Below are 19839 nucleotides of genomic sequence, written 5' to 3'. Positions count from 1 at the left end.
GCGTCTCAATAGCACCGAACAACAATCGTTTGACGGTGCTTTGCAATGATAAGAGTCCTATTGATGGACATTTGCGAAAGGCTGCAATTGGCCAATTACCGCCTGTTGAAATAAGAGGCGAAACATGTCTTCTACGACCCGCTAACGAACGATTGACGCAAGGCAAATGTTACGGCTTCTGATCCAGGGTGACCTCCTGCCAGCTGTCATCGGGATCGAACCGCTTCATCGACTGCGCCAATTTATAACCCTCGGGTCCCAGGTCTTTCTCGAACACTTGGCCCTCATGGCTGATCATGAAACTCATCACCCCGGTGTCCTCGTATTTCGCCGGCCAGGCGATGAGGGCGAAGCCACGGCTCATCTTGTCACCGATGAGGTAGCTGTAGGCGCCACCCGGTGCCGAGGGACCTTGTCCCGCGAGGATGCGGAAGTGGTAGCCATGCCAGTCTTCGTCGGCGATGGCATTGCCGAACAGCGGCCCCAAGGGGCTGAGTTGACCGCTATCGTCATCCGCCCAATAGAGTCCGTCGTGCTTGCCGGGAGTGCTGAAGATTTTCTGCGCATATTCGAGGGCGCCGTCACCGTTACGATCCACTGATGCATAGTCCATCTGGGCGTCGTGATAGGTCAGCACCGATTGCACCGCGGCCAGTTCGTTGCTGCCGATGCGCCGCGTACGGACTTCGGCGCTACCGGCCTTGATGTCGAAGCGCCAACCTTTTTCGGCTTTTACCAGGGGTATCGGCAGTGTCCAGTGGTCACTGCCGACCGACAGGACAGCTTTGCGGTCGCTGGTTTTTTCGATGGAATGTTGCTCGCGGTAGAGCTGCAAAAAGGCATCCACGTCGCTGCGCTGGACGCCACCTCGCGGGATGAAACTGCGCCAGTCTTCACCCAGCAGCTGGATCAGGCGTGCCTGATCGGCCTGTTGTGTACCCAGGGCTTCGACGAACGCCTGAGCGGCCTGTTCCGGGGTTGGAAATGCCTGCTGTGCCATAGCCGTGCATGACCATGCCAGGCTGGCGCTGATCATCAGGATGCGAGGGAGCGAGCCCATGATTGCTTTCACTCGAGGAAGTTTGTTCAACGCCGGCCCCCCCCTCTTTGTCGCATGGGAGCACTGGACGGCCTGCTGATCTGATGGCCGGCGGATCGCGCAGCACTGGGGCGCGTGGCGGATGCCTGGCTGGTTCGGCCACGGAGGGCCTGGGCGTTCGACTGGGACGGCGAGCGCGCGCCGGCAAAAGCGTTATTGCGGGCACTGCCGGGGCTGGCAGTCGGGCGCGTTTGCGTTCCCTGGCGCGTTTGGGAGAGTTCCTGGCGGCGCTGATTCGTCTGAGCCTTCTGTTGTCTGGGCTGCTGATTTTCCCGGAGGTTTCCGCCAGTGCCTTGGTTCCTGTCAGAGGCTCTCGGTCTGTCTGCCCCGGCTTGCATGCGATTATCGACCTGCGCTCTGCGCGCTTGATCGCGGGCCTGGAGGTTAGTGGTGGCCGGTCGTTCGATACCGTGCCTGTCCATCGAACTGCGGGCTTTTTCACGCGCCTGGGCGCGTTGGGCATCATCCCCTCGAAAGGCCCCACGCTGATTGGCACCGTCCAGTTGTCGACCGTAGTGTTCACGGCTCCTGCTGTCTCTATAGGGAACACCATCGCGATGAAGGGAGTTGTGTTGCCATTTGTTCTGGTTCCTGTTGATCTGGGTGTTGCGATTGATGTTGTTGTAGCGGTCGACGTCGATGTCGATGTCGTTGTTGTCCCAGTCGCAGTCGCCCCACAGCGAGGCGACGATCGCCACGCCGGTCCCGAACGCCAGCCCGGCCATCAAGGCTGAGCCGGGGTAATAGGCGGGGGGCGGTGGATAGTAGACGGGCGGCGAAGCCGGGTAGGCCCAGGTGCCATAGGTAGTGGTCGGATTGTAGGTGGGGACGTAGACCACTTGCGGGTCGGCAGGCTCGATGACGATGGTGGTGGAGCTGCTGGCAGGGGCAGGGGCAGGGGCCGCCGGTGCTGGTGCTGGTGCCGCCGCCTGAACCGTCACGTTCTGATATTGGTTGCTCTGCAGGTTGCCTGCTGCTTTGGCCTGATGCCGCAAGCGTTGCACGCCGTCCATGACATCGTCGGGTTGCGCCAGAAAGGCATCGCCCAGGCGCTGTACCCAGACCGGGTCCTGTCCCAGCGTTGCCAGGACCTGCGGGAAGGCAACCAGCGCCTGTACGCTCGGGTCCCAGGTCTGGTTCGACACTTGTTTGACCGCATCATCGCCCTTGGCGTCCGGATGCGCTTTGGACCAGGTGACTGCCTCGGCGATTTCCCCGGGGTAGGTGCTGGCCATCAATACCTGGGCCAACAGTGGGTCCGGGTATAGCGCAATGGGAGCCAGCATCTGATCCAGCTGCTCTTGGGTAAACACGGCATCTTTGGCCGGTGCCGTCAGGGGCGCTGTAGCCGCAGCCTTTGCAGGCGCATTCTGGGTCTGCGCCAGGCAAGAAAATCCACTTAGAACCAGTGCAGCCGACACCGCGTAAAGTAATGAAATGCGCATCGCCCCACCTCATGTGGTCAGGCAGGCTTGAGAGGACTGGATCAATGTCAGGGAGTGAGAACGGCCGACCTCGATGACTCCGCTAAAGGGTAGCAGACACCCATGTTTTAGCCTCCCGCAGCCTGGAGATTGAATTATTGAGGGCGGGGTGGATGAAAATTATTGTCAGTGATGCTTTGTACTCTTTCTATCGACCCATTTATGGCGAACTGAGCACCTATACCTACGAGTAGAAAGGGCTGGAAGCATTCCCACTGTCCAGCCCAGCCTGGTGCAGGTCAGACGGTGACCACGACCTTGCCGATCTGCTGATTGGCTTCGAGGTAGCGGTGGGCTTCCTGGATCTCGTCCAGGGTGAAGGTCCTGGCGACGATCGGGCGAAGCGCTCCAGACTCCAGTCCCTGCAGAATGAATGCCTTGGCCCGCGCCAGGGCTTCTGGGTCGGCAACGATTTCGGCGTAGAGGTAGCCTTTGAGGGTCAGGCTCTTGCCCAGCACGGTAAACAGCGGGAACGGGCTCGGCTCGGGGCTGAGTGCACCATATTCCAGCAGGATGCCGCCTCGGGCCATGCTCTGGGTGAGAGGCTCCAGGGATGGTCCGCCCACGGGGTCGAGCACCACACGGGCGCCTTGGCCATCAGTCAGGGCCATGACGCGTTCGACTATGTCTTCTTCATCGCTGACGATCACATGGGCCGCCCCGGCATCGAGCAGTGCCTGTGCCTTCGCGCGGGTTCGAGTGATCGCGATGGCAGTGGCACCGACCATACGGGCCACCTGGAAGGCGGCCAGGCCGACGCTGCTTGAAGCGGCGGTGACCAGGACGAAGTCGCCTTGGCGCAATTTCGCCTGTTCGATCAGCGCCCCCCAGGCGGTGACGTACTGCATCCAGGCTGCGGCAGCCTCGACGAACGACAGGTTCTCGGGGCTCTTGACCGCCAGATGGGCCGGCACATTGGCAAGCTCGCCGTAGGTTCCCCAGCGGGCGATATCCAGCGGCGGAATCAGCGCGACTGCATCGCCAATCCTGATCCCGCTGACTGCGCTACCAGTCGCCACCACGACACCTGCGGCCTCGTAGCCCAGGCGGCTGGGGAACCTGGCTTCCTGCAAGTAGGCGTGATTGCGGAACATCACTTCGGCTCGGTTCAGGCCAATGGCCTTGACCTCGATCTGCACCTCGTCGGCCGCCGGTGCTGGCACATCCAGTTCTTCCAGCTTCAAGACGTCGGCGTCACCGTATTGGTGGATTCTGACAATGCGTGCCATCGTGGATACCTCTTCTTGGGTGGGGGCTGGGCGCGGAGAGACCAGCCGGAAACGGGTGAGGAGCTGTTCCGAAGCGCATTCGGGCGAGCCGGCGTGCATTCGGGGTGTGGGCGAAAATTTAGCCATTGGTTGCAGGCGGATAAAGGCATAGGATGGCCCAACACTAGAAACAAAGAGTTTGTAATGGATCGCCTGACTCAGATGGCTACTTTCGTCAAAGCGGTGGAGTTGGGCTCGTTCAGCGCCGCGGGGGACGACCTCAACCTGTCCCCTCAACTGGTAGGCAAGCAGGTGAAGATGCTTGAACAGCATCTGGGTGTTTCCCTGTTGAACCGGACCACGCGACGCCAGAGCCTGACCGATTTCGGCCGTGCGTTCTATCAACGGGCGAAGATGATCCTGGCCGACATGCAAGCGGCCGAGAGCCTCGCCGCGGAGACGCGCGGCACCCCAAGCGGTCGCCTGCGAATCAATGCGCCGGTCACCTTTGGCGTTCGCACGCTCTCGCCGCGTCTGCTGGAGTACATGGTCAAGTACCCGCAGGTTGCGGTGGACCTGACGCTGTCGAACGAACTGGTGGACATCGTCGATGACGGCTACGACGTGGTGTTCCGCATTGGGGAACTGGCGAGCAGCGGCTTGAAGGCGCTGCCGCTGGCGCCCTACCAACTGGTCCTGTGTGCCGCGCCGTTGTACCTGGCCCGCCGCCCGACGATCACCAGCCCTTGGGATCTGCAACAGCACGAGTGCCTGGGCTTTTCGTTCTCTGACGGTCGTTCCCACTGGAGCTTCGACGGTCCGGAGGGACGTGTGGATGTGCCCATTACAAGTAAATTGACGATTAATCAGGGTGATCCACTACTCGCGGCGGCCGTGGCGGGTCTCGGGATAGTGTTGCAGCCGATGGAGTTGGTGGGCGCCGCGCTACGGGATGGAACCTTGGTGCGCCTGCTGCCGCAGTACCTTGTTCCAGCCTCTGCGATGAATATGCTCTACGCGCCCGACCGTCGCATGACTCCCAAACTGCGCAGCTTCCTGGATTTTGCTAGCGAAGCCCTTGGGCAGAGGCATCCAGTCTGACGGGGGGCGGCAGATCATCGACGTCCGCTTCTGGCCGCTAGCTAGCCTTCACGACAGCGAAGCCCATTGGCGAAAGACCACGTGCATGTCATGCATATCGCCACCGGGTGCGATGCGATCGCCAAAGCGCGCCTTTTCACGTGCGCCCAGGCCTTCTCTAAAGTTATGCGCTAGCGCTCTAGCGCCTGTGAAAAAACGTGCTAGACAATAATCTTGCTTGTCGTTGGCTAGCCACTAGCCTCGACAACAGTGTGTTCGCTTCACCCCGTCTGGCAGGAGGAGAGTGCTCATGAGCGAGCGAATCAATGTAGTGATACTGAGCTTTGCCCCAGCGTTTGCAGCGTTGCGCGATGGCCTTTCGGTCGCTCAGCGGATTGGCGACACACTGTGGGTGGCCAACGACGAAGCCACCAGCCTGGAGCGTCTGAAAATCCAGGGCGCTGCACCAGGCGGTGCGGTGATTTGTGCTGAGCACCAATCGTTCTCGCTCATGGAGTACCTGGACCTGCCCATACCGGAGCCAGACGCCGAGATCGATATCGAGGGGTTGGCCTATGACGATGGTTACCTCTGGGTGGTGGGCTCCCATAGCCTCAAGCGCAGGAAGGCCGAGCCCGACAAGCCTGCGCAAAAGAACATCAAGCGGCTATCGACGGTAGAGGCAGACGGCAATCGCTTTTTGTTGGCCCGCATTCCGGTAGTACGGCAGGGCGACAGCTATGGACTCGCCAGGGATGCCGATGGACGTACGGCGGCACAGCTGCGTGGCAACGCGCTTGGCAACGACCTGACCTGGGAAATTGCCAAAGACGATCAGTTACGGGACTTCCTGCCCATCCCGGGTAAAGACAACGGTTTCGATATCGAAGGGATAGCGGTCATTGGCTCGCGGCTGTTGTTGGGGTTGCGTGGGCCGGTCCTGCGCGGCTGGGCCGTGCTGCTGGAGATCGAGCCTGAACTCAATGACGACTCCAGCGAAACCTTGGTGCTCAAGAAGGTCGGGCCGCAGGGGCGCCGCTACCGCAAGCACTTCTTCGCGCTCAATGGCCTGGGGGTGCGAGACCTGTGCGTCAGCGGCGACGATCTGTTGATTCTGGCGGGGCCGACCATGGACCTGGACGGACCGGTAACGGTGTTCCGTTGGCGTGGCGGTTTCGCATCCGATGAGGAGCTTGTGGTCTTTGCGGAGCAATTGGAGAGGGTTCTGGAGGTGCCTTTCGGGCAAGGCGACGATCATGCCGAGGGTATGTGTCTGTTTGACGTGGGTGAGGAGGCTGGGGAAGGTCTGCTAGTCGTTTACGACGCTGTCGCGCCGCGTCGTAAACAGGGCGATCTGAGTGTGGAAGGGGACCTGTTTATCCTGAAGTAGCCGCGCATCTGGCCTGATCGGGCACTTCAATGGCAACCCAGGCCAGCTTATGGTTGCGGGCGCTGTCACCGGCGGTTTGGTCGGCCGGCGCAAGGTGATCTCGAATAGCACTTACAAAAAGTTATTGCTGATGGGAGCCCAGGGACTCCAAGGTCATGCACTCAGTGCGCACCATGGGAGTCTGGCCCGATACCCTTAGCTGATATCATTCGAACACTTACCGGCCGAGCAGAAAAACATGAATCGTCGTAAAAAAATAAACCAGCTATTGAAGGCTCACGCGAAAAAGGCCAGTGCCAAGCTGGCCCCGCGCAGCAAGCCCAAGTACATCAGCAAGGCCGACCGATTGAAGCTGGCTGCTGAAGCCAGCCCCGAGCCAATCATTTCCCCTGAGAGCTGATCGATATTGCTCCTTTTCTGCAGGGCTTCATGCTGGTAGACGCGCGGGATCGCGTGTCCACTGCTGGCCCTTAACGCAGACTCCACGACACCCCGACATACATCGCCATGCCTTCCCCCGGCGTGGATCGCGCCGCGTCCATTCCCTTGTCGTCATATCCCGGAGTGACGGTGGCGGCGTAGCGCTGGTCGGTCAGGTTGCGCAGGTCGAGCCAGGTCTGCCAGTCACCCTTGGGCGCGTTGTAGCCCAGGGTGGCGCCGAACAGCGCATAGGGATCGGCGTAGTAGCTGTTGGCGTAGTCCACCGCCACCTTGGACACCAGTTGCGTGTTGAGCGCAGCGAAGAAACCCTGGGGCCAGTCGTAGCGCAGTTCGCCCTGGTAGTAGTGCATCGGCAGGCCCGGCAGGCGGTTGTCGCCGAAGCGCTCATCGTCGCGGTAGTGGAAGTCGCTGAAGCTGTAGCTCTGACGCAGGCTCAGCTGGCCGCCGTCGTTTCCTGACCATAGGTTGCTTTGCAGGCTGGCTTCCACGCCCTGGTGCACCGTGGGGCTGGCGTTGAGCTCGTAGGGCGTGGTGGCGTTGGCATCCGGCAACACCGAGAGCAGCTCGTGGCGCACCTGGGCGTAGTACCAGGCCAGGCTCCATTGGCCCAGGGCGCTGTCGCCACGGCCGCCGAGTTCCAGGGTGGTGGCGGTCTGGTTTTGCAGCTTGATCGGGTCGCGCTGGGTGCCGGTGGCGGCGCCGCTGCCGGCCGGGAAGCGAAGGTTGGAGCTGTAGATCAGCGACCAGGGGTGTGGCGCCTCGACCGAGCGGCTGAGGTTGCCGAACAGTTGCAGGTCGGGGGTCAGCTGGTAGCGCAGGCCCAGGCGCGGTGCGTAGTCCCAGTCGCCGAGGCTGGTCTTGCCGCCGCCGTCGGGGTAGGTCACGGCGCTTTCGCGGCGGGTGTAGATGGCGGCCAGGCCGGTGGTCAGCCACAGGTCGTCGGCGATCTCCAGGTCATTGCCGACATGCAGGACGCTGTCCGAACCCTGGTAGGTGAAGTTGCGCATATGGGTGCCCGGCGCATAACCCGCGGTGTTGCCGCTGGGAATACGCACCAGTTCGCTGGCCCCTGAATTGGGCAGGTGCTTGGTCACCCGTAGGCCCAGGGTGCTGTGGCTTTCCAGGCCCCAGAGGGTGTCGCGGCGCTTGTAGTCGAAGGTGCCGCTGACGTCGGTGTAGGCCACCTTGAGGCGGTTGGGGCCCTCGCGCAGGTCCATGGGGTAGTCGTGGTAGACCAGGCCGGTCTGGAGGCTCGAATCGTCGTCGATGTACCAGGTGGTCTTGTTGCCGATAAAGGTGCTGCCTGGCTGGTCGCGGCTGTCGTTGCGCGTCACGTAGGCCGGGTTGGCCGCCCGTGGGTCGTGCTCGATGGAACGCTTGGTGACCCGCCCGGCGAGGTCGTTGTCGGTCTGGCGGTGGCGGATGTAGAAGCGGGTTTCCAGGTTCGGGTTGAAGCGATAGCCGAAGTTGGCGATCACCCCCTGGCTCTCGCTGGCCGTGTGGTCCTGGTAGCCATCGGAGCGTGCGTCGGTCAGCGCCAGGTAGTAGTCGAAGTCGCCCAGCACCTGCCCGGAGCTGACCTGGCGCTGCTGATAACCCTGGCTGCCGGTGGCGTAGCGCACCTGCAACTTTGGGGCGTCGTAGCCGGTGTGGCTGATGTAGTCGATGGCGCCACCCAGGGCCAGGGCGCCGCGGTCGAAGCCGTTGGCGCCGCGCAGCACTTCCACACGGTCCAGCCACAGCGGCTCCAGCAACTCATAGGGCGTGCCGCCCGGGCCGGTCAGCGGCAGGCCGTCGAGCATCGCGTACAGCCCCGAGGCATGGGCGCCCGGCGCGCGATTGATGCCCGAGCCGCGGATCGAGATCTTCACCCCTTCGTTGCCCGCGGACTGGGCATAGACCCCCGGCTGATACGCCAGCACATCCTGGTTGCTGGCCACCCGGCCCTGCAGCGGGCGGCGCAGGTCGACCAGGTTGGTGCCGCCGGGCACCTGGGCCAGCCGCGCCTCGGCCTCCTCGATCGATGCATCTTCGCCGCTGCGTTCCTCGGCGCCGATCAGCACTTGCCCCAGTTCCAGGCCCTGGGCTTCGGCCATGGCCGGACAGACAAGGGCCAGGCCCAGCAAGGCAGAGGGCAGGGGATGGGGCGACGGCATCGGGGGGAACTCCAGGCAGGGGGGAACGGGCAGTGAGAACTGCGACGTATGAAAGAACGAAGGAAACACATGGCAATTTGGGTTCTTTATGCCAGGTCGACGGGCGTCGGGTTTTATCAGCACCGAGGGTGGCCGTTTGCGAGGTTGCGCCAACGCGGCACTTGGGAAGATGGCCTTGCCGAGCTGCAACGGATGCTCGATTCCGGAGGGGACGCGATTCGCCGACGGTTGCCTGTGCGGCAATACCCCTGCGCTATCAAGGCTGTTCGCAATGGATATATCCGCACATCGGCGTTCGGCTATCGTCACCCTATATGACTCGATCGCGCAGCCGCTGTGCTTTTGCGTTGACGCTATGTTGTCCGCTGCTGCGATTTACACAGAGCTCTCAAACGCGAGGACATCACGATGGGCGCCCACAAAGCTGTCGCTGTTTCACTGGCCTTGCTCAGCGCGGCCTTCCTGGCCTCTGCCGCTCTGGCCGAGGGCACAGGGTTGATTGCCGCCACCCCGGCCGAACTGAAATGGACACCCGCGCCCTCGGTAGGGCCCGGGGTGATGATTTCGGTGATCGAAGGCGACCTGAAAAAACCAGAGCCCTTCACGATGCGCCTGATGCTGCCGGCCAACACGAAAGTCGGGGTGCATACCCACCCTGTGACCGAGCGTGTCACCGTGATCTCGGGCACCTTCTACTTCGCCACCGGCGACAGCTTCGATGCGGCCAAGGCCAAGGCCTATCACCCGGGGGACACCCTGATCATTCCCGTCGGTATGCCGATGTACGCCACCACCGGCAAACAGGAAGCCGTGCTCCAGCTCCACGGCACGGGGCCCTGGGGGATCACCTATCTGAACCCGGCGGACGATCCCAGGAACAGCAAAAAATAGGCAATGGCTGGAATAAACATCAGGCTGGGTTTGCTCCGATATGTGTCAGGTCAGGACCTGACACATATCCCTCTTGATTGTTAACAGGCTACGGATTTTGCACCCTGGATATACTCTTCAACGAAGTTGTTGGCCGAGTGAACCCTTACGCCTTTGAGCTTCTTGAGTGGTGGGTTTTCCCAGTTCTCGGATGCGCTGATGGGATAGACGGGGAGTATGGAAACGCCCTGAGGCGGGTCAGCAACGAAGTCGAAGTCCTGAATCCCGTCTTTCGGGAAGTCGATGTAAAACCGCGGTTGCAATCTTGGGTTGGTCCAGCCCGGAGAGCCCACCAGGCCATGGGCCAATATATGCAACTGGGGTGGGTTGGACTTGAGCAGCGACAAGTGGATGTCCAAAACTTTCATTATGCTAGCCATCTTCGATCTCCTTTCGACGAGTGCGCCTCTTTTCACCTCGGCGCTCGGGTGTAAAACCCTCTAGCTGAAAGCCTGATGCGTTTCAGAATGTCCCTTGGCAGGCAAGAAGTGCCACTTGCACTTCCTGGATGGTTCTCTCCTTGAGTACCGGGGGGAACGAGTAGATGAGCAGGCTACTGTTCGAGAAGGAGTACGGCATGGACAGTGAACTCAGGCCAGTTAAAACCGGTTCGGCTGTTGTTGGATAGACCCTAGTAAAGGAGCCTGCCGGCTGCCAGGCCCGATCATCGGATACCGCAGATGGCAGGGCGCCCGCTCTCGCAAGCGTTTCGCCAGGAGGCAACCGCAGTGCTTGTTAAATCAGGGAGGCTCGATCCGCCGCTATTTTGTTGAAAAGAAAACCGACTCTGCTTATCTCTCATCCAGGGCACGAGGTTTCGTGCTCGGCCTCAACCCTCGTCAAAGCCCCTCGAAGGTGTCTCCATGCTGCTCTCCCGCTGGCTGCCAGGTCTGGCCAATCTCCTGCAATACCGCCGCGAATGGTTCAGGTACGACCTGCAGGCCGGGTTGTCGGTGGCGGCCGTGCAGATCCCGATTGCCATCGCCTACGCCCAGATCGTCGGGCTGCCGCCTCAGTACGGCTTGTATGCCTGTGTGTTGCCGATGATGGTCTATGCCCTGGTGGGCAGTTCGCGGCAGTTGATGGTCGGGCCGGATGCGGCCACCTGCGCCATGGTCGCCGGCGCGATCGCTCCCCTGGCGCTGGGCGATCCCGAGCGCCTGGCGCAGTTGGCCGTGATCGTCACGGTGCTGGTCGGCCTGATGCTGATCGGCGCCGGTATTGCCCGGGCGGGGTTCATTGCCAGCTTTTTCTCGCGGCCGATCCTGATCGGCTATCTGAACGGCATCGGCTTGAGCCTGTTGGCCGGGCAACTGGGCAAGGTGCTGGGTTACACAATCGAAGGCGAGGGTTTCATTCTCAGCCTGCTGAACATGCTGCAGCGGCTGGGCGAAACCCATTTGCCGACCCTGGCCGTCGGGGCGGGCGCCCTGGCGCTGCTGATCTGGTTGCCGCGGCGCTTCGCCAGGTTGCCGGCGGCGCTGGTGACGGTGGCCATCGCTACCTTGTGCGTCGGGGTGCTGGGCCTGGATAGCCGCGGGGTGTCCGTACTGGGCCCGATCCCTTCGGGCATGCCGCAGTTGAGCTGGCCCCAGACCAACCTGGCCGAACTGAAAAGCCTGCTGCGCGACGCGCTGGGTATCGCCACGGTGAGTTTTTGCAGTGCAATGCTGACGGCCCGCAGCTTCGCCGCCCGCAACGGCTACACGATCAACGCCAACCATGAGTTCCTGGCGCTGGGCGTGTCCAACATCGCCGCCGGGGTCTCCAGCGGTTTCGCCATCAGCGGCGCCGATTCGCGCACGGCGGTCAACAGCATGGTGGGGGGCAAGAGTCAGTTGGTGGGGATTATCGCCGCCCTGGTGATTGCCCTGATCCTGCTGTTCTTCACCGCGCCCATGGCCTGGATCCCCCAGGCGGCGCTGGGGGCGGTGCTGTTGATGGCGGGCTGGGGGCTGATCGACATCCAGGCGATGCGGGTCATCCGCAAGCTCAGCCGTTTCGAGTTCTGGCTGTGTGTGCTAACCACCCTGGGGGTGATTGGCGTGGGGGTGCTGCCGGGCATCATCGTCGCGGTGCTGCTGGCGATCCTGCGGCTGCTCAAAAGCATCTATCAGCCCACCGATGCGGTGCTGGGCTGGGTGCGCGGGATCGAAGGCCAGGTCGATATCAGTCAATACCCGCAGGCGCGCACGCTGGCGGGGCTGGTGGTGTATCGCTTCGATGACGCGATCCTGTTTTTCAACGCCGACTACTTCAAGGCGCGCCTGCTGGAAGCGGTCGAGCGCGAGCCCGAGCCCCGTGCCGTGCTGTTCGTCGCCGAGGCGGTGACCTCGATCGACGTCAGCGGCATCGTGGCCTTGAGGGAGGTGCGCGACACCCTGCTGGCCCGGGGTATAGTCCTGGCCATTGCCCGGCCGCACGGGACATTCCTGCGGATGCTGGTGCGTTCGGGCCTGGCGCGCGAGCTGGAGCAGAGATTGTTGTTCGCCTCGGTGCGCGCCGGCATTCGTGCTTATCGGGTCTGGCGCAATCAGTTGCAGCGTGAGGCGCTGAAAGAACCAGGCCGGGCCGGCGCAGGGCAGCCGTCCGCCAAGCCATCTCATGACTGACCAACACCAACGCTTGACCCAAGAGGAGGTGCGGCATGGAGCGATTCACTGGCGGTTGCCTGTGCGGCAAGGTGCGGATCGTCGCGGCGGGGCGCCCGTATCGGGTTGGCCTGTGTCACTGCCTCGACTGCCGCAAGCACCATGGCGCGCTGTTCCATGCCTCGGCGATATTCCCCGAGAGCGCGGTGACCATCGAGGGCGAAACCCGCGACTACGCCGGGCGGTTTTTCTGCCCGCACTGCGGCTCGTCGGTGTTTGCCCGCAGCGCCGACGAAATCGAAGTCAACCTGGGCGCCCTGGACGCTCCCGATCAACTCAAGCCCACCTACGAAAGCTGGACTATTCGGCGCGAGTCCTGGTTGCCGGCGTTTCCACTCGCCAGGCGCTACGAGCGCGATCGTGATGCGACGAGTCGCTTCGAGGAGTAGGTGACCGAAGGCGCCGTTACCGGTGCTCTTCTCGTCCCGGTTATGGTCTCGGGCGCCACCCCGCGCGGGCGTTTCGCCAGGAGCTTGCGGGCGGTGTCGACGAAGGGCGTGACAATCAGGCTGTAGACCGTCAGGTAACGCTGCGAGTCCTGCTCCCCGGTGCCGAAGCGCAGCGGCTCGGGTGTAGAGCGGGTGACGTAGAGCGTGCCGAACATCCAGTCCCACAGGGACAGGTTGGTGCCGAAGTTGCGGTTGAAGTGGCGGGGCGCGTCACTGTGATGGATCTGGTGCTGGGCCGGGCTGTTCAACACATGCTCCAGCAGCGGGCCGAACGACAGCCAGACATGGCTGTGCCGCAGGTTGGCCGCCAGGCTGTTGAAGATGAACACCAGGTAGGTTACGCCGAACAGGGTGTAGCGGCTGATCTCGCCGCCGCAGGCGTACCAGAAGCCACCGGCGTAGAGGCCCAGGCACAGGCTGACACTCAGTTTCTCGACGATCTTTTCCACGAAGTGCACCCGGCTCGCCGTCGCCGGTACCAGTACCGGCGCCGAGTGATGGACCTTGTGGAATTCCCACAGCCAGCGCGAGTGAAAGGCCCGGTGCGCCCAGTAATGAATGAAGTCCTTGAGCAGGAACACCCCCAGCCCGTAGAGCAGCGCCAGCCCCAGGTTTTGCCCCAGGCGCGGGCGCTCGCCCCAGAGATTGCTGAAAAACGCCAGGTAATCTCCGGAGCGCAGGATATAAGGGTCGACCAGATGGACGATGGGCAGCACCAGCGCGACCTTGAGGATGGCGCGCACGAAGTAGTAGCGGTAATCCAGCAGCGCCGAGGGATGCAGGTGCACCCGGCCGCCGCCGATGAATTGCCAGAACGAGCGGGCGTCGCTCAGGCCGCGGCGCTTCCTGAAACGGAACAGGCCATAAGCGACGCCGTAGGAGACGCACAGGAACAACAGCCCGAGGCGGCCGTTCAGATTGAAAATGCCGAGAAACTGCTGGGTAACGGGGGCGATCACCCACTCGGTCAGGTGCTGATAGACAAGCGACAGAGGATCCACGGAACGCCAGCCTCAGGCAAAGGAACCGCATTGTAAATCAGTTCGGTTTGGCCGGGGATCGCCCCAGGCTGCTTCTTTTTCGCTTGGAAGTTGTCACTGATCCTGGGGTAGGCTGGCCGCTCGCTGTATCCCATGGGGAGGAGCCTGGCTTATGAGCGTATCAAGGGAATCCGCAAACCTGTCACTGGAGCCTCGGGTCGGGGCGGGCTGCATCCGTGCGCGGGGTGCCGAGGGTGCGGTGCTGCAATCGGCGTCGCTGTTCGATGGCCTGGTGACCATCGATCACCGCCGCTGGGCTTGCCGCGAAGCCGAGATCAGCTGGAGCGCGCCGCAGCACGTGGTGATCCTCACCGAGCGCGGGGCCACGGCCAGGACCCATATCCGCAGCAGTTCGACGCTCAATTACGAGGGCTGCGACCGCCCCGGGTCGATCAGCTTCGTGCCGGCCGGCGTCGAGCGTCAGGGCTATTTTCGCGATGCCGACCTGATCTACACCGCCCTGTGGATCGACACGGCCCTGGATTTCCCAGGCTGCCCGCAATTGGCCGAGCTGCCCATGCGCCTCAACAGCGGCGATGGGGTGATCCACTCGCTGCTCGCCGCCCTCAGTGCCGAGATGGTCAGCGGGCAGGTCCTGGAAGCCAGCTACATAGAACATCTGGTGGCGCTGGTGGGGCTGCGTTTGGGGCGGGTCGATACCGGCAGCGCCGGCAACGGACGTCTGGGGCCGCAGTTGCTCAAGCGCNTGCGCGCATCGACGGCAGCCTCTCGCTGACCGAACTGGCGCGGATCGCTGGCATGCCTGTCGACACCTTCGCCCGTCACTTCAAGGCGGAAACCGGCATGGCGCCCTATGCCTATGTGATCGAGCGCCGGGTGCGCCGCGCCGAAAGCCTGCTGCGGGCGGGCAGCATGCCGATCAGCGCCATGGCGCTGGAGCTGGGGTTCTCCAGCCAGAGCCACTTCACCTCGACCTTCAGGCGGATCACCGGGACCACCCCGAATACCTACCGCCAACAAGCTTCCAGAATCCTGACAAGCTCATCCTGATACCTGAAAGAACGGCGCCACGCCCTTGGCGATACTCGCGTCCAGCCGTTCATTTCAGGAGAGCACCATGGAAGACCTGGATTCACCGCGTCCGTCGCGCCGCGCGCTGCTGCAAGCCGGGGCTGCCGCCAGCCTGTTGTGGGTGGGCGGCGGCAGGGCCCAGCTCCAGTCTCAGCCCCCATCCGCTCCAGCGCTATCCAGCCCAGCGAGCCCATTGCCCTCCCAGGCGGTCACCTTGCGCATCAACGCCAGCGATCAACTGCTGGACCTCGACCCACGCACCACGCTGCTCGACGCGCTGCGCCATCAACTGGGCATGACCGGCTCGAAGAAGGGCTGCGACCACGGCCAGTGCGGTGCCTGCACGGTGCTGGTGAATGGCCGCCGGATCAACGCCTGCCTGAGCCTGGCGGTCATGCATGACGGCGACGAGATCACCACCATCGAGGGGCTGGCCAATGGCGACCTGCTGCACCCTCTGCAAGCCGCCTTTATCGCCCGCGATGCCTTCCAGTGCGGCTACTGCACGCCGGGGCAGATCTGCTCGGCGGTGGGCATGCTCCAGGAGGTGCGCGCCGGCTGGCCCAGCCATGTCACCGATGACCTGCAGACCCAGCCCGTCGCCCTGAGCGACGCGGAGATCCGCGAACGCATGAGCGGCAACCTGTGCCGCTGCGCTGCCTATCCGAACATCGTCGCCGCCATCCGTGACGCCGCCGAGGAGGCCTGAACCCATGCTGCCTTTCAGCTATGAGCGTGCGAGTGATGTGCAGCAGGCGGTCAGCCTGATGGCCGCGCAACCGCGGGCGCGCTTCGTCGCCGGCGGTACCAACCTGATCGACCTGATGAAACTGGGCATCGAACAGCCCAGCCATCTGATCGATATCAGCCGCTTGCCCCTGGCGGCGATCGAGGACAGCGCCGACGGAGGACTGCGCATCGGCGCCCAGGTGCGCAACAGCGACCTGGCCGCTGACAGCCGTGTTCGCCAGCGCTACCCGTTGCTGTCCCAGGCCTTGCTGGCCGGGGCCTCGGGACAGATCCGCAACAAGGCCTCGGCCGCGGGCAACCTGCTGCAACGCACGCGCTGCCCGTACTTTTACGACCCGGGCATGGCCTGCAACAAGCGCGTGCCCGGCAGCGGTTGTTCGGCCTTGCAGGGGCACAACCGTATGCACGGGATTCTTGGCACCAGCGAAGCCTGCATCGCGGTGCATTCCTCGGACATGGCGGTGGCCATGGTCGCCCTGGAGGCGCGGGTGGAGACGGTCTTGCCCGACGGCCAGCGCCGCTCCCTGGCCCTGGATCAGTTGTACCGCCTGCCCGGGACCACGCCCGAGGTTGAAACCCAACTGGCCCATGGCGAGATGATCGAGGCCATCACGCTGCCGCCACCGCCGCCGGGGCGACAGCTGTATCGCAAGGTGCGGGATCGCTCTTCCTATGCCTTCGCCCTGGTCGCCGTGGCGCTGGTAATTGAAGTCCGCGCGGGGCAGGTCCGCACGGCCCGTATCGCCCTGGGCGGCGTCGCTCCGAAACCCTGGCGGGCCACGGCGGCGGAGCAGGCGTTGCTCGGCCAACCGTCCACTATGAGGGTTTATCAGCGCGCCGCCGACGCCGCCCTGACCGATGCGCGCGGGCAGGGCGGCAACGATTTCAAGATCCCCCTGGCCAAACGCACCCTGCGCCAGCTGCTGGCCAGCGCGACCCAAGAGCGAGCATCGGCATGAGCACATCAGGACCCACCCCATCTGCCGCCAACAGCCCCATCGGCCAACCGCTGGACCGGGTCGACGGTCGGCTGAAGGTCACCGGCCGTGCGACCTACGCTTACGAGCAGCGGGAAATGGGCGACACCGCCTATGGCTACATCCTCGGGGCGACCATCGCCCGGGGCCGCATCAGCGCGATCGACACCCGCGAGGCCGAACGGACGCCGGGCGTGCTCTATGTCATGACCCACCGCAACGCGCCGGCCCAGGTGGCATTCGGCCCCGCGGTGACGCCGACCACGGCCGAGGTGTTCAGCCGATCGCGCCCGGTGTTGGCGACCGATGCTGTGCGTTACTACGACGAACCAGTGGCGCTGGTGGTCGCTGCATCCTTCGAGGCCGCGCGAGCGGCGGCGCGCCTGATTCGCGTGAGCTACACCCCCGAGCAGGGCGACTTCGAGCTCGCTTCACGCCTGGCCCAGGCCTACATCCCGCCGCGGACCAACGCCGGTCTCCAGACCGACAGCGCCGTCGGCGATTTCGAATTGGGCTTCGCCAATGCGCCGGTCAAGCTCGACAGCACCTACAGCACCCCATACCAGAGCCACGTGTCGATGGAGCCCCATGCGTCCATCGCGGTCTGGTCCGGGGACGACCTGACCCTCTATACCTCGGCGCAAACCCTGGCGAACTTCCGCGCCGGCCTGGCCAGTACCCTGGGCATCGAGCCGGCGCGGGTGCGCATCGTCAGCCCCTATATCGGCGGCGGCTTCGGCTCCAAGCTGATCATTCATCCCGACGCGGTGCTGGCGGCGCTTTCCGCCCGGGTACTCAAGCGCCCGGTGAAGGTGGCCCTGACCCGCCAGCAGATGTTCGCCAACGCCGGTTATCGCCCGGCCATGCAGCATCGGGTGCGACTGGCGGCGGACAGCAGCGGCAAGCTGACAGCCCTGGGGCATGACGTCTGGTCGAGCACCTCGCGCTTCGAAGAGTACTGCGAGCAGACCGCGGTGTTTGCCCGCTCGCTGTATGCCGCGCCGAACCGCCTGACCCGCCATCGGCTGGTGCCGGTCGACCTCAATCGCGGCGAGTGGATGCGCTCGCCGGGCGAGGCGCCGGGCATGCTCGCCTTCGAAAGCGCCATGGACGAGCTGGCCGAACGCCTGGGCCTGGACCCCATCGAACTGCGGGTGCGCAATGAGCCGGAGCTGGACCCCGAACTCGGCGTGCCCTTCGCCTCGCGCAATCTGCTGGCCTGCATGCAGACCGGCGCCGAGCGCTTCGGCTGGAGCCGCCGCAAGCCCAAGCCCGGCAGCCTGCGCGAGGGCCGCAAGCTGATCGGCATGGGCATGGCCGCGGCGATCAGACCCAACTACCTGGGGCTGTCCAGGGCCCTGGTGAGCCTGGGCCCGACCGGGCGGGTGCTGGTGCGCCTGGACATGACCGATATCGGCACCGGCACCTACACCATCCTGACCCAGGTCGCCGCCCACAGCCTGGGGGTGCCGATGTCGGCGGTGCAGGTGCAACTGGGCGACAGCCGCTTTCCGCAGACCTCGGGCTCTGGCGGTTCCTGGGGCGCGGCCAGTTCCAGCTCGGCGGTGGAGGCCGCCTGCCAGGCCCTGAAGCAGCGGATCATCCAGGCTGCCGGCGCGCCTTACAACCAAGCGGAGGTGCGCTTCGCCGACGGCCGTATCCGCATCGGTGAGCGCTCGGAACGCCTCAGCGACCTGCTGCTGCGGGTGGCTCCCGCGGGGTTGCAGGCCGAAGGCAACGTCGGGCCGATGGGGGAGGACTATAAGAAGTTTTCCCAGATTTCCAATGGCGCGCATTTCGCCGAAGTCGCGGTGGACATCGACACTGGCGAAGTCCGTCTGCGGCGCATGCTCGCGGTGATCGGCGCCGGACGCATCCTCAACCCCAAGACCGCGCGCTCGCAGATCCTCGGCGGCATGACCTGGGGCGTCGGCGCGGCGTTGATGGAACAGACCCTGCTCGACACCCGCCACGGGCATTTCGTCAACCATGACCTGGCCGAGTACCTGGTGCCGGTCAACGGCGATATCGCGGCGATGGACGTGGTGTTTCTCGAAGAACCCGACACCAAGGCCAACCCCCTGGGCATCAAGGGCCTGGGCGAGCTGGGCGTGTGCGGGGCCGGGGCGGCACTGGCCAATGCGGTCTACAACGCCACCGGCATCCGCGTGCGCGAGTTTCCGTTGACCCTGGACAAGCTGCTGCCGGGGCTGGCCGCGATCGAGGACTGAGCGAGGCCAGCCTCGACAAAAAATCTCGACGATCTGCGCTGGATTGGGCAGGCTTGTGGGTCTGCGGCAGCCTGGTGGGTTGCTGTGGAACTCAAGCCATCAGCCGACGGACGCCTCCATGAACCTTGCCACCCTGATGCTCTTCCTCCCGGCCTGTTTCGCCCTGAACATGGCGCCAGGGCCGAACAACCTGCTGTCGATCCGCAATGCCACCACCTATGGCTTCCGCGCCTCCTGCCTGGCGGGAGTAGGGCGGCTGGCGGCCTTCGCGGTGATGATCGCCCTGGCGGCGGCCGGGCTGGCGGTGGTGCTGCAAGCCTCGGAACTGCTGTTCCACGGAATCAAGATTCTCGGGGCTGGCTACCTGCTGTACCTGGCGTACCAACTGTGGACCGCGGATACCCAGGTCGAGTCCGAGAAAAAGACCGCGCCACTGGGCCTGCTGGCCTTGGCCCGGCAAGAGTTCCTGGTGGCCATCGGCAATCCCAAGGCCATCCTTATCTTCACCGCCTTCCTGCCGCAGTTCGTCGACCCTCAAGCACCGGTGTCCGCCCAGTTCCTGGTGCTGGGCGTGCTGTTCCTGATCCTGGAATGGATCGCCATCAGCGCCTACGCCTACATGGGCCTGCACATGCGCCGCTGGTTCGCCGAGCCGCGGGGCAAGAAGATCTTCAACCGCTGCTGCGCGGTGTTGTTGTCGGGGGCAGCTTCGGTGCTGTTGTTGGCGCGGCGGGCGTGAGTCGTTGATAGGCTGCGCCAAGATTATGGACACTCGGTAGCCAAGGGCTGTTTTGCGGCCAGAAGCAGTCGGTGGACAGACCAGTGGAAAATAGGTGGTGTCCTGCTAGCCTCTTTACCGTAGTCAGTCTTGCTGTCACCCCAGTCGCGTTTCCCTCTATAGATCTCGCGTTTACCTCGACA

17 protein-coding genes and 1 pseudogene are annotated in these 19839 nt (G+C 63.8%); 11 read left to right on the top strand and 7 right to left on the bottom strand.

Annotation, left to right across the window (positions count from 1 at the left end; genetic code table 11):
* Positions 1–169 precede the first annotated feature (169 nt).
* From ACTJKT_RS12770 to ACTJKT_RS12760, 3 genes are all read right to left on the bottom strand, one after another.
* A complete protein-coding gene (locus ACTJKT_RS12770; protein ID WP_440787337.1) occupies positions 170–1060 on the bottom strand; it encodes a DUF2950 domain-containing protein in 891 nt (296 codons plus the stop codon).
* A 26-nt stretch (positions 1061–1086) separates the two neighbouring features.
* Positions 1087–2544, bottom strand: coding sequence for a DUF3300 domain-containing protein (locus ACTJKT_RS12765; protein ID WP_440787336.1), 1458 nt, complete (start codon positions 2542–2544; stop codon positions 1087–1089).
* A 278-nt stretch (positions 2545–2822) separates the two neighbouring features.
* Complete coding sequence (locus tag ACTJKT_RS12760; protein ID WP_440787335.1) at positions 2823–3812, bottom strand: zinc-dependent alcohol dehydrogenase family protein; 990 nt, start codon at positions 3810–3812, stop codon at positions 2823–2825.
* Between the two features lie 183 nt (positions 3813–3995).
* Here ACTJKT_RS12760 and ACTJKT_RS12755 point away from each other — a divergent pair, with 183 nt between their 5' ends.
* Positions 3996–4892, top strand: coding sequence for a LysR family transcriptional regulator (locus tag ACTJKT_RS12755; protein ID WP_440787334.1), 897 nt, complete (start codon positions 3996–3998; stop codon positions 4890–4892).
* A 57-nt stretch (positions 4893–4949) separates the two neighbouring features.
* On the opposite strand, the pseudogene ACTJKT_RS12750 reads toward ACTJKT_RS12755, so the two are convergent.
* Positions 4950–5048: pseudogene (locus tag ACTJKT_RS12750) on the bottom strand (adenylate kinase); the annotation flags it as partial.
* Positions 5049–5181: 133 nt separating this feature from the next.
* Here ACTJKT_RS12750 and ACTJKT_RS12745 point away from each other — a divergent pair.
* Together ACTJKT_RS12745 and ACTJKT_RS12740 are read left to right on the top strand one after the other, a co-directional pair.
* Positions 5182–6261 (top strand): DUF3616 domain-containing protein, encoded by a 1080-nt coding sequence (locus tag ACTJKT_RS12745; RefSeq protein WP_440787333.1) that lies wholly within the window; start codon positions 5182–5184, stop codon positions 6259–6261.
* 238 nt (positions 6262–6499) lie between these two features.
* The gene (locus ACTJKT_RS12740) at positions 6500–6661 is read left to right on the top strand and encodes a DUF2986 domain-containing protein (RefSeq protein ID WP_440787332.1); all 162 of its coding nucleotides are present in this window, start codon (positions 6500–6502) and stop codon (positions 6659–6661) included.
* A gap of 70 nt (positions 6662–6731) precedes the next feature.
* Here the strand turns inward: ACTJKT_RS12740 and ACTJKT_RS12735 are convergent, their stop codons facing one another.
* Positions 6732–8858, bottom strand: a complete 2127-nt coding sequence (locus ACTJKT_RS12735) for a TonB-dependent receptor family protein (protein ID WP_440787331.1) — start codon at positions 8856–8858, stop codon at positions 6732–6734.
* A gap of 408 nt (positions 8859–9266) precedes the next feature.
* Between ACTJKT_RS12735 and ACTJKT_RS12730 the strand changes: the two genes are divergently transcribed.
* Positions 9267–9749: a cupin domain-containing protein gene (locus ACTJKT_RS12730; protein WP_440787330.1), complete on the top strand. Its 483-nt coding sequence runs from the start codon at positions 9267–9269 to the stop codon at positions 9747–9749.
* A gap of 80 nt (positions 9750–9829) precedes the next feature.
* Here ACTJKT_RS12730 and ACTJKT_RS12725 read toward each other — a convergent pair whose 3' ends face one another.
* Positions 9830–10168, bottom strand: a complete 339-nt coding sequence (locus ACTJKT_RS12725) for a hypothetical protein (protein WP_097303135.1) — start codon at positions 10166–10168, stop codon at positions 9830–9832.
* Between the two features lie 483 nt (positions 10169–10651).
* Here ACTJKT_RS12725 and ACTJKT_RS12720 point away from each other — a divergent pair, with 483 nt between their 5' ends.
* The gene (locus tag ACTJKT_RS12720) at positions 10652–12400 is read left to right on the top strand and encodes a SulP family inorganic anion transporter (RefSeq protein WP_440787329.1); all 1749 of its coding nucleotides are present in this window, start codon (positions 10652–10654) and stop codon (positions 12398–12400) included.
* Positions 12401–12435: 35 nt separating this feature from the next.
* Complete coding sequence (locus tag ACTJKT_RS12715; RefSeq protein ID WP_440787328.1) at positions 12436–12828, top strand: GFA family protein; 393 nt, start codon at positions 12436–12438, stop codon at positions 12826–12828.
* Here the strand turns inward: ACTJKT_RS12715 and ACTJKT_RS12710 are convergent.
* Positions 12786–13889, bottom strand: coding sequence for a sterol desaturase family protein (locus ACTJKT_RS12710; protein ID WP_440787327.1), 1104 nt, complete (start codon positions 13887–13889; stop codon positions 12786–12788). The genes ACTJKT_RS12715 and ACTJKT_RS12710 overlap by 43 nt on opposite strands.
* Positions 13890–14687: 798 nt before the next feature.
* Here ACTJKT_RS12710 and ACTJKT_RS12705 point away from each other — a divergent pair.
* From ACTJKT_RS12705 to ACTJKT_RS12685, 5 genes are all read left to right on the top strand, one after another.
* On the top strand, positions 14688–14939 hold the full coding sequence (locus ACTJKT_RS12705; RefSeq protein WP_440787326.1) for a helix-turn-helix domain-containing protein: 252 nt from the start codon (positions 14688–14690) through the stop codon (positions 14937–14939).
* 67 nt (positions 14940–15006) lie between these two features.
* Positions 15007–15669: a 2Fe-2S iron-sulfur cluster-binding protein gene (locus ACTJKT_RS12700; protein ID WP_440787325.1), complete on the top strand. Its 663-nt coding sequence runs from the start codon at positions 15007–15009 to the stop codon at positions 15667–15669.
* Between the two features lie 4 nt (positions 15670–15673).
* Entirely contained in the window at positions 15674–16669 is a 996-nt protein-coding gene (locus ACTJKT_RS12695; RefSeq protein WP_440787324.1) for an FAD binding domain-containing protein, read from the top strand.
* Positions 16666–18918, top strand: coding sequence for a xanthine dehydrogenase family protein molybdopterin-binding subunit (locus tag ACTJKT_RS12690; protein WP_440787323.1), 2253 nt, complete (start codon positions 16666–16668; stop codon positions 18916–18918). Before ACTJKT_RS12695 ends, ACTJKT_RS12690 begins: the two co-directional genes overlap by 4 nt.
* A gap of 118 nt (positions 18919–19036) precedes the next feature.
* The gene (locus ACTJKT_RS12685; protein WP_440787322.1) at positions 19037–19657 is read left to right on the top strand and encodes a LysE family translocator; all 621 of its coding nucleotides are present in this window, start codon (positions 19037–19039) and stop codon (positions 19655–19657) included.
* Positions 19658–19839 lie beyond the last annotated feature (182 nt).

The organism is Pseudomonas sp. 22526 (assembly GCF_052044735.1).
GTDB classification, from domain to species: domain Bacteria; phylum Pseudomonadota; class Gammaproteobacteria; order Pseudomonadales; family Pseudomonadaceae; genus Aquipseudomonas; species Aquipseudomonas piscium.
Note: the sequence above shows the minus strand (reverse complement) of the source record. Positions and strands in the feature narration are given on the sequence as shown.

Excerpts from the sequence above, each read along its gene's own strand:
- ACTJKT_RS12700 (WP_440787325.1), top strand. The coding sequence starts at position 15,007 with ATGGAAGACCTGGATTCACCGCGTCCGTCGCGCCGCGCGCTGCTGCAA.
- ACTJKT_RS12705 (WP_440787326.1), top strand. The coding sequence starts at position 14,688 with ATGCCTGTCGACACCTTCGCCCGTCACTTCAAGGCGGAAACCGGCATG.
- ACTJKT_RS12740 (WP_440787332.1), top strand. The coding sequence starts at position 6,500 with ATGAATCGTCGTAAAAAAATAAACCAGCTATTGAAGGCTCACGCGAAA.
- ACTJKT_RS12725 (WP_097303135.1), bottom strand. The coding sequence starts at position 10,168 with ATGGCTAGCATAATGAAAGTTTTGGACATCCACTTGTCGCTGCTCAAG.
- ACTJKT_RS12735 (WP_440787331.1), bottom strand. The coding sequence starts at position 8,858 with ATGCCGTCGCCCCATCCCCTGCCCTCTGCCTTGCTGGGCCTGGCCCTT.
- ACTJKT_RS12695 (WP_440787324.1), top strand. The coding sequence starts at position 15,674 with ATGCTGCCTTTCAGCTATGAGCGTGCGAGTGATGTGCAGCAGGCGGTC.
- ACTJKT_RS12760 (WP_440787335.1), bottom strand. The coding sequence starts at position 3,812 with ATGGCACGCATTGTCAGAATCCACCAATACGGTGACGCCGACGTCTTG.
- ACTJKT_RS12765 (WP_440787336.1), bottom strand. The coding sequence starts at position 2,544 with ATGCGCATTTCATTACTTTACGCGGTGTCGGCTGCACTGGTTCTAAGT.
- ACTJKT_RS12715 (WP_440787328.1), top strand. The coding sequence starts at position 12,436 with ATGGAGCGATTCACTGGCGGTTGCCTGTGCGGCAAGGTGCGGATCGTC.
- ACTJKT_RS12770 (WP_440787337.1), bottom strand. The coding sequence starts at position 1,060 with ATGGGCTCGCTCCCTCGCATCCTGATGATCAGCGCCAGCCTGGCATGG.
- ACTJKT_RS12730 (WP_440787330.1), top strand. The coding sequence starts at position 9,267 with ATGGGCGCCCACAAAGCTGTCGCTGTTTCACTGGCCTTGCTCAGCGCG.
- ACTJKT_RS12685 (WP_440787322.1), top strand. The coding sequence starts at position 19,037 with ATGAACCTTGCCACCCTGATGCTCTTCCTCCCGGCCTGTTTCGCCCTG.
- ACTJKT_RS12690 (WP_440787323.1), top strand. The coding sequence starts at position 16,666 with ATGAGCACATCAGGACCCACCCCATCTGCCGCCAACAGCCCCATCGGC.
- ACTJKT_RS12720 (WP_440787329.1), top strand. The coding sequence starts at position 10,652 with ATGCTGCTCTCCCGCTGGCTGCCAGGTCTGGCCAATCTCCTGCAATAC.
- ACTJKT_RS12745 (WP_440787333.1), top strand. The coding sequence starts at position 5,182 with ATGAGCGAGCGAATCAATGTAGTGATACTGAGCTTTGCCCCAGCGTTT.
- ACTJKT_RS12755 (WP_440787334.1), top strand. The coding sequence starts at position 3,996 with ATGGATCGCCTGACTCAGATGGCTACTTTCGTCAAAGCGGTGGAGTTG.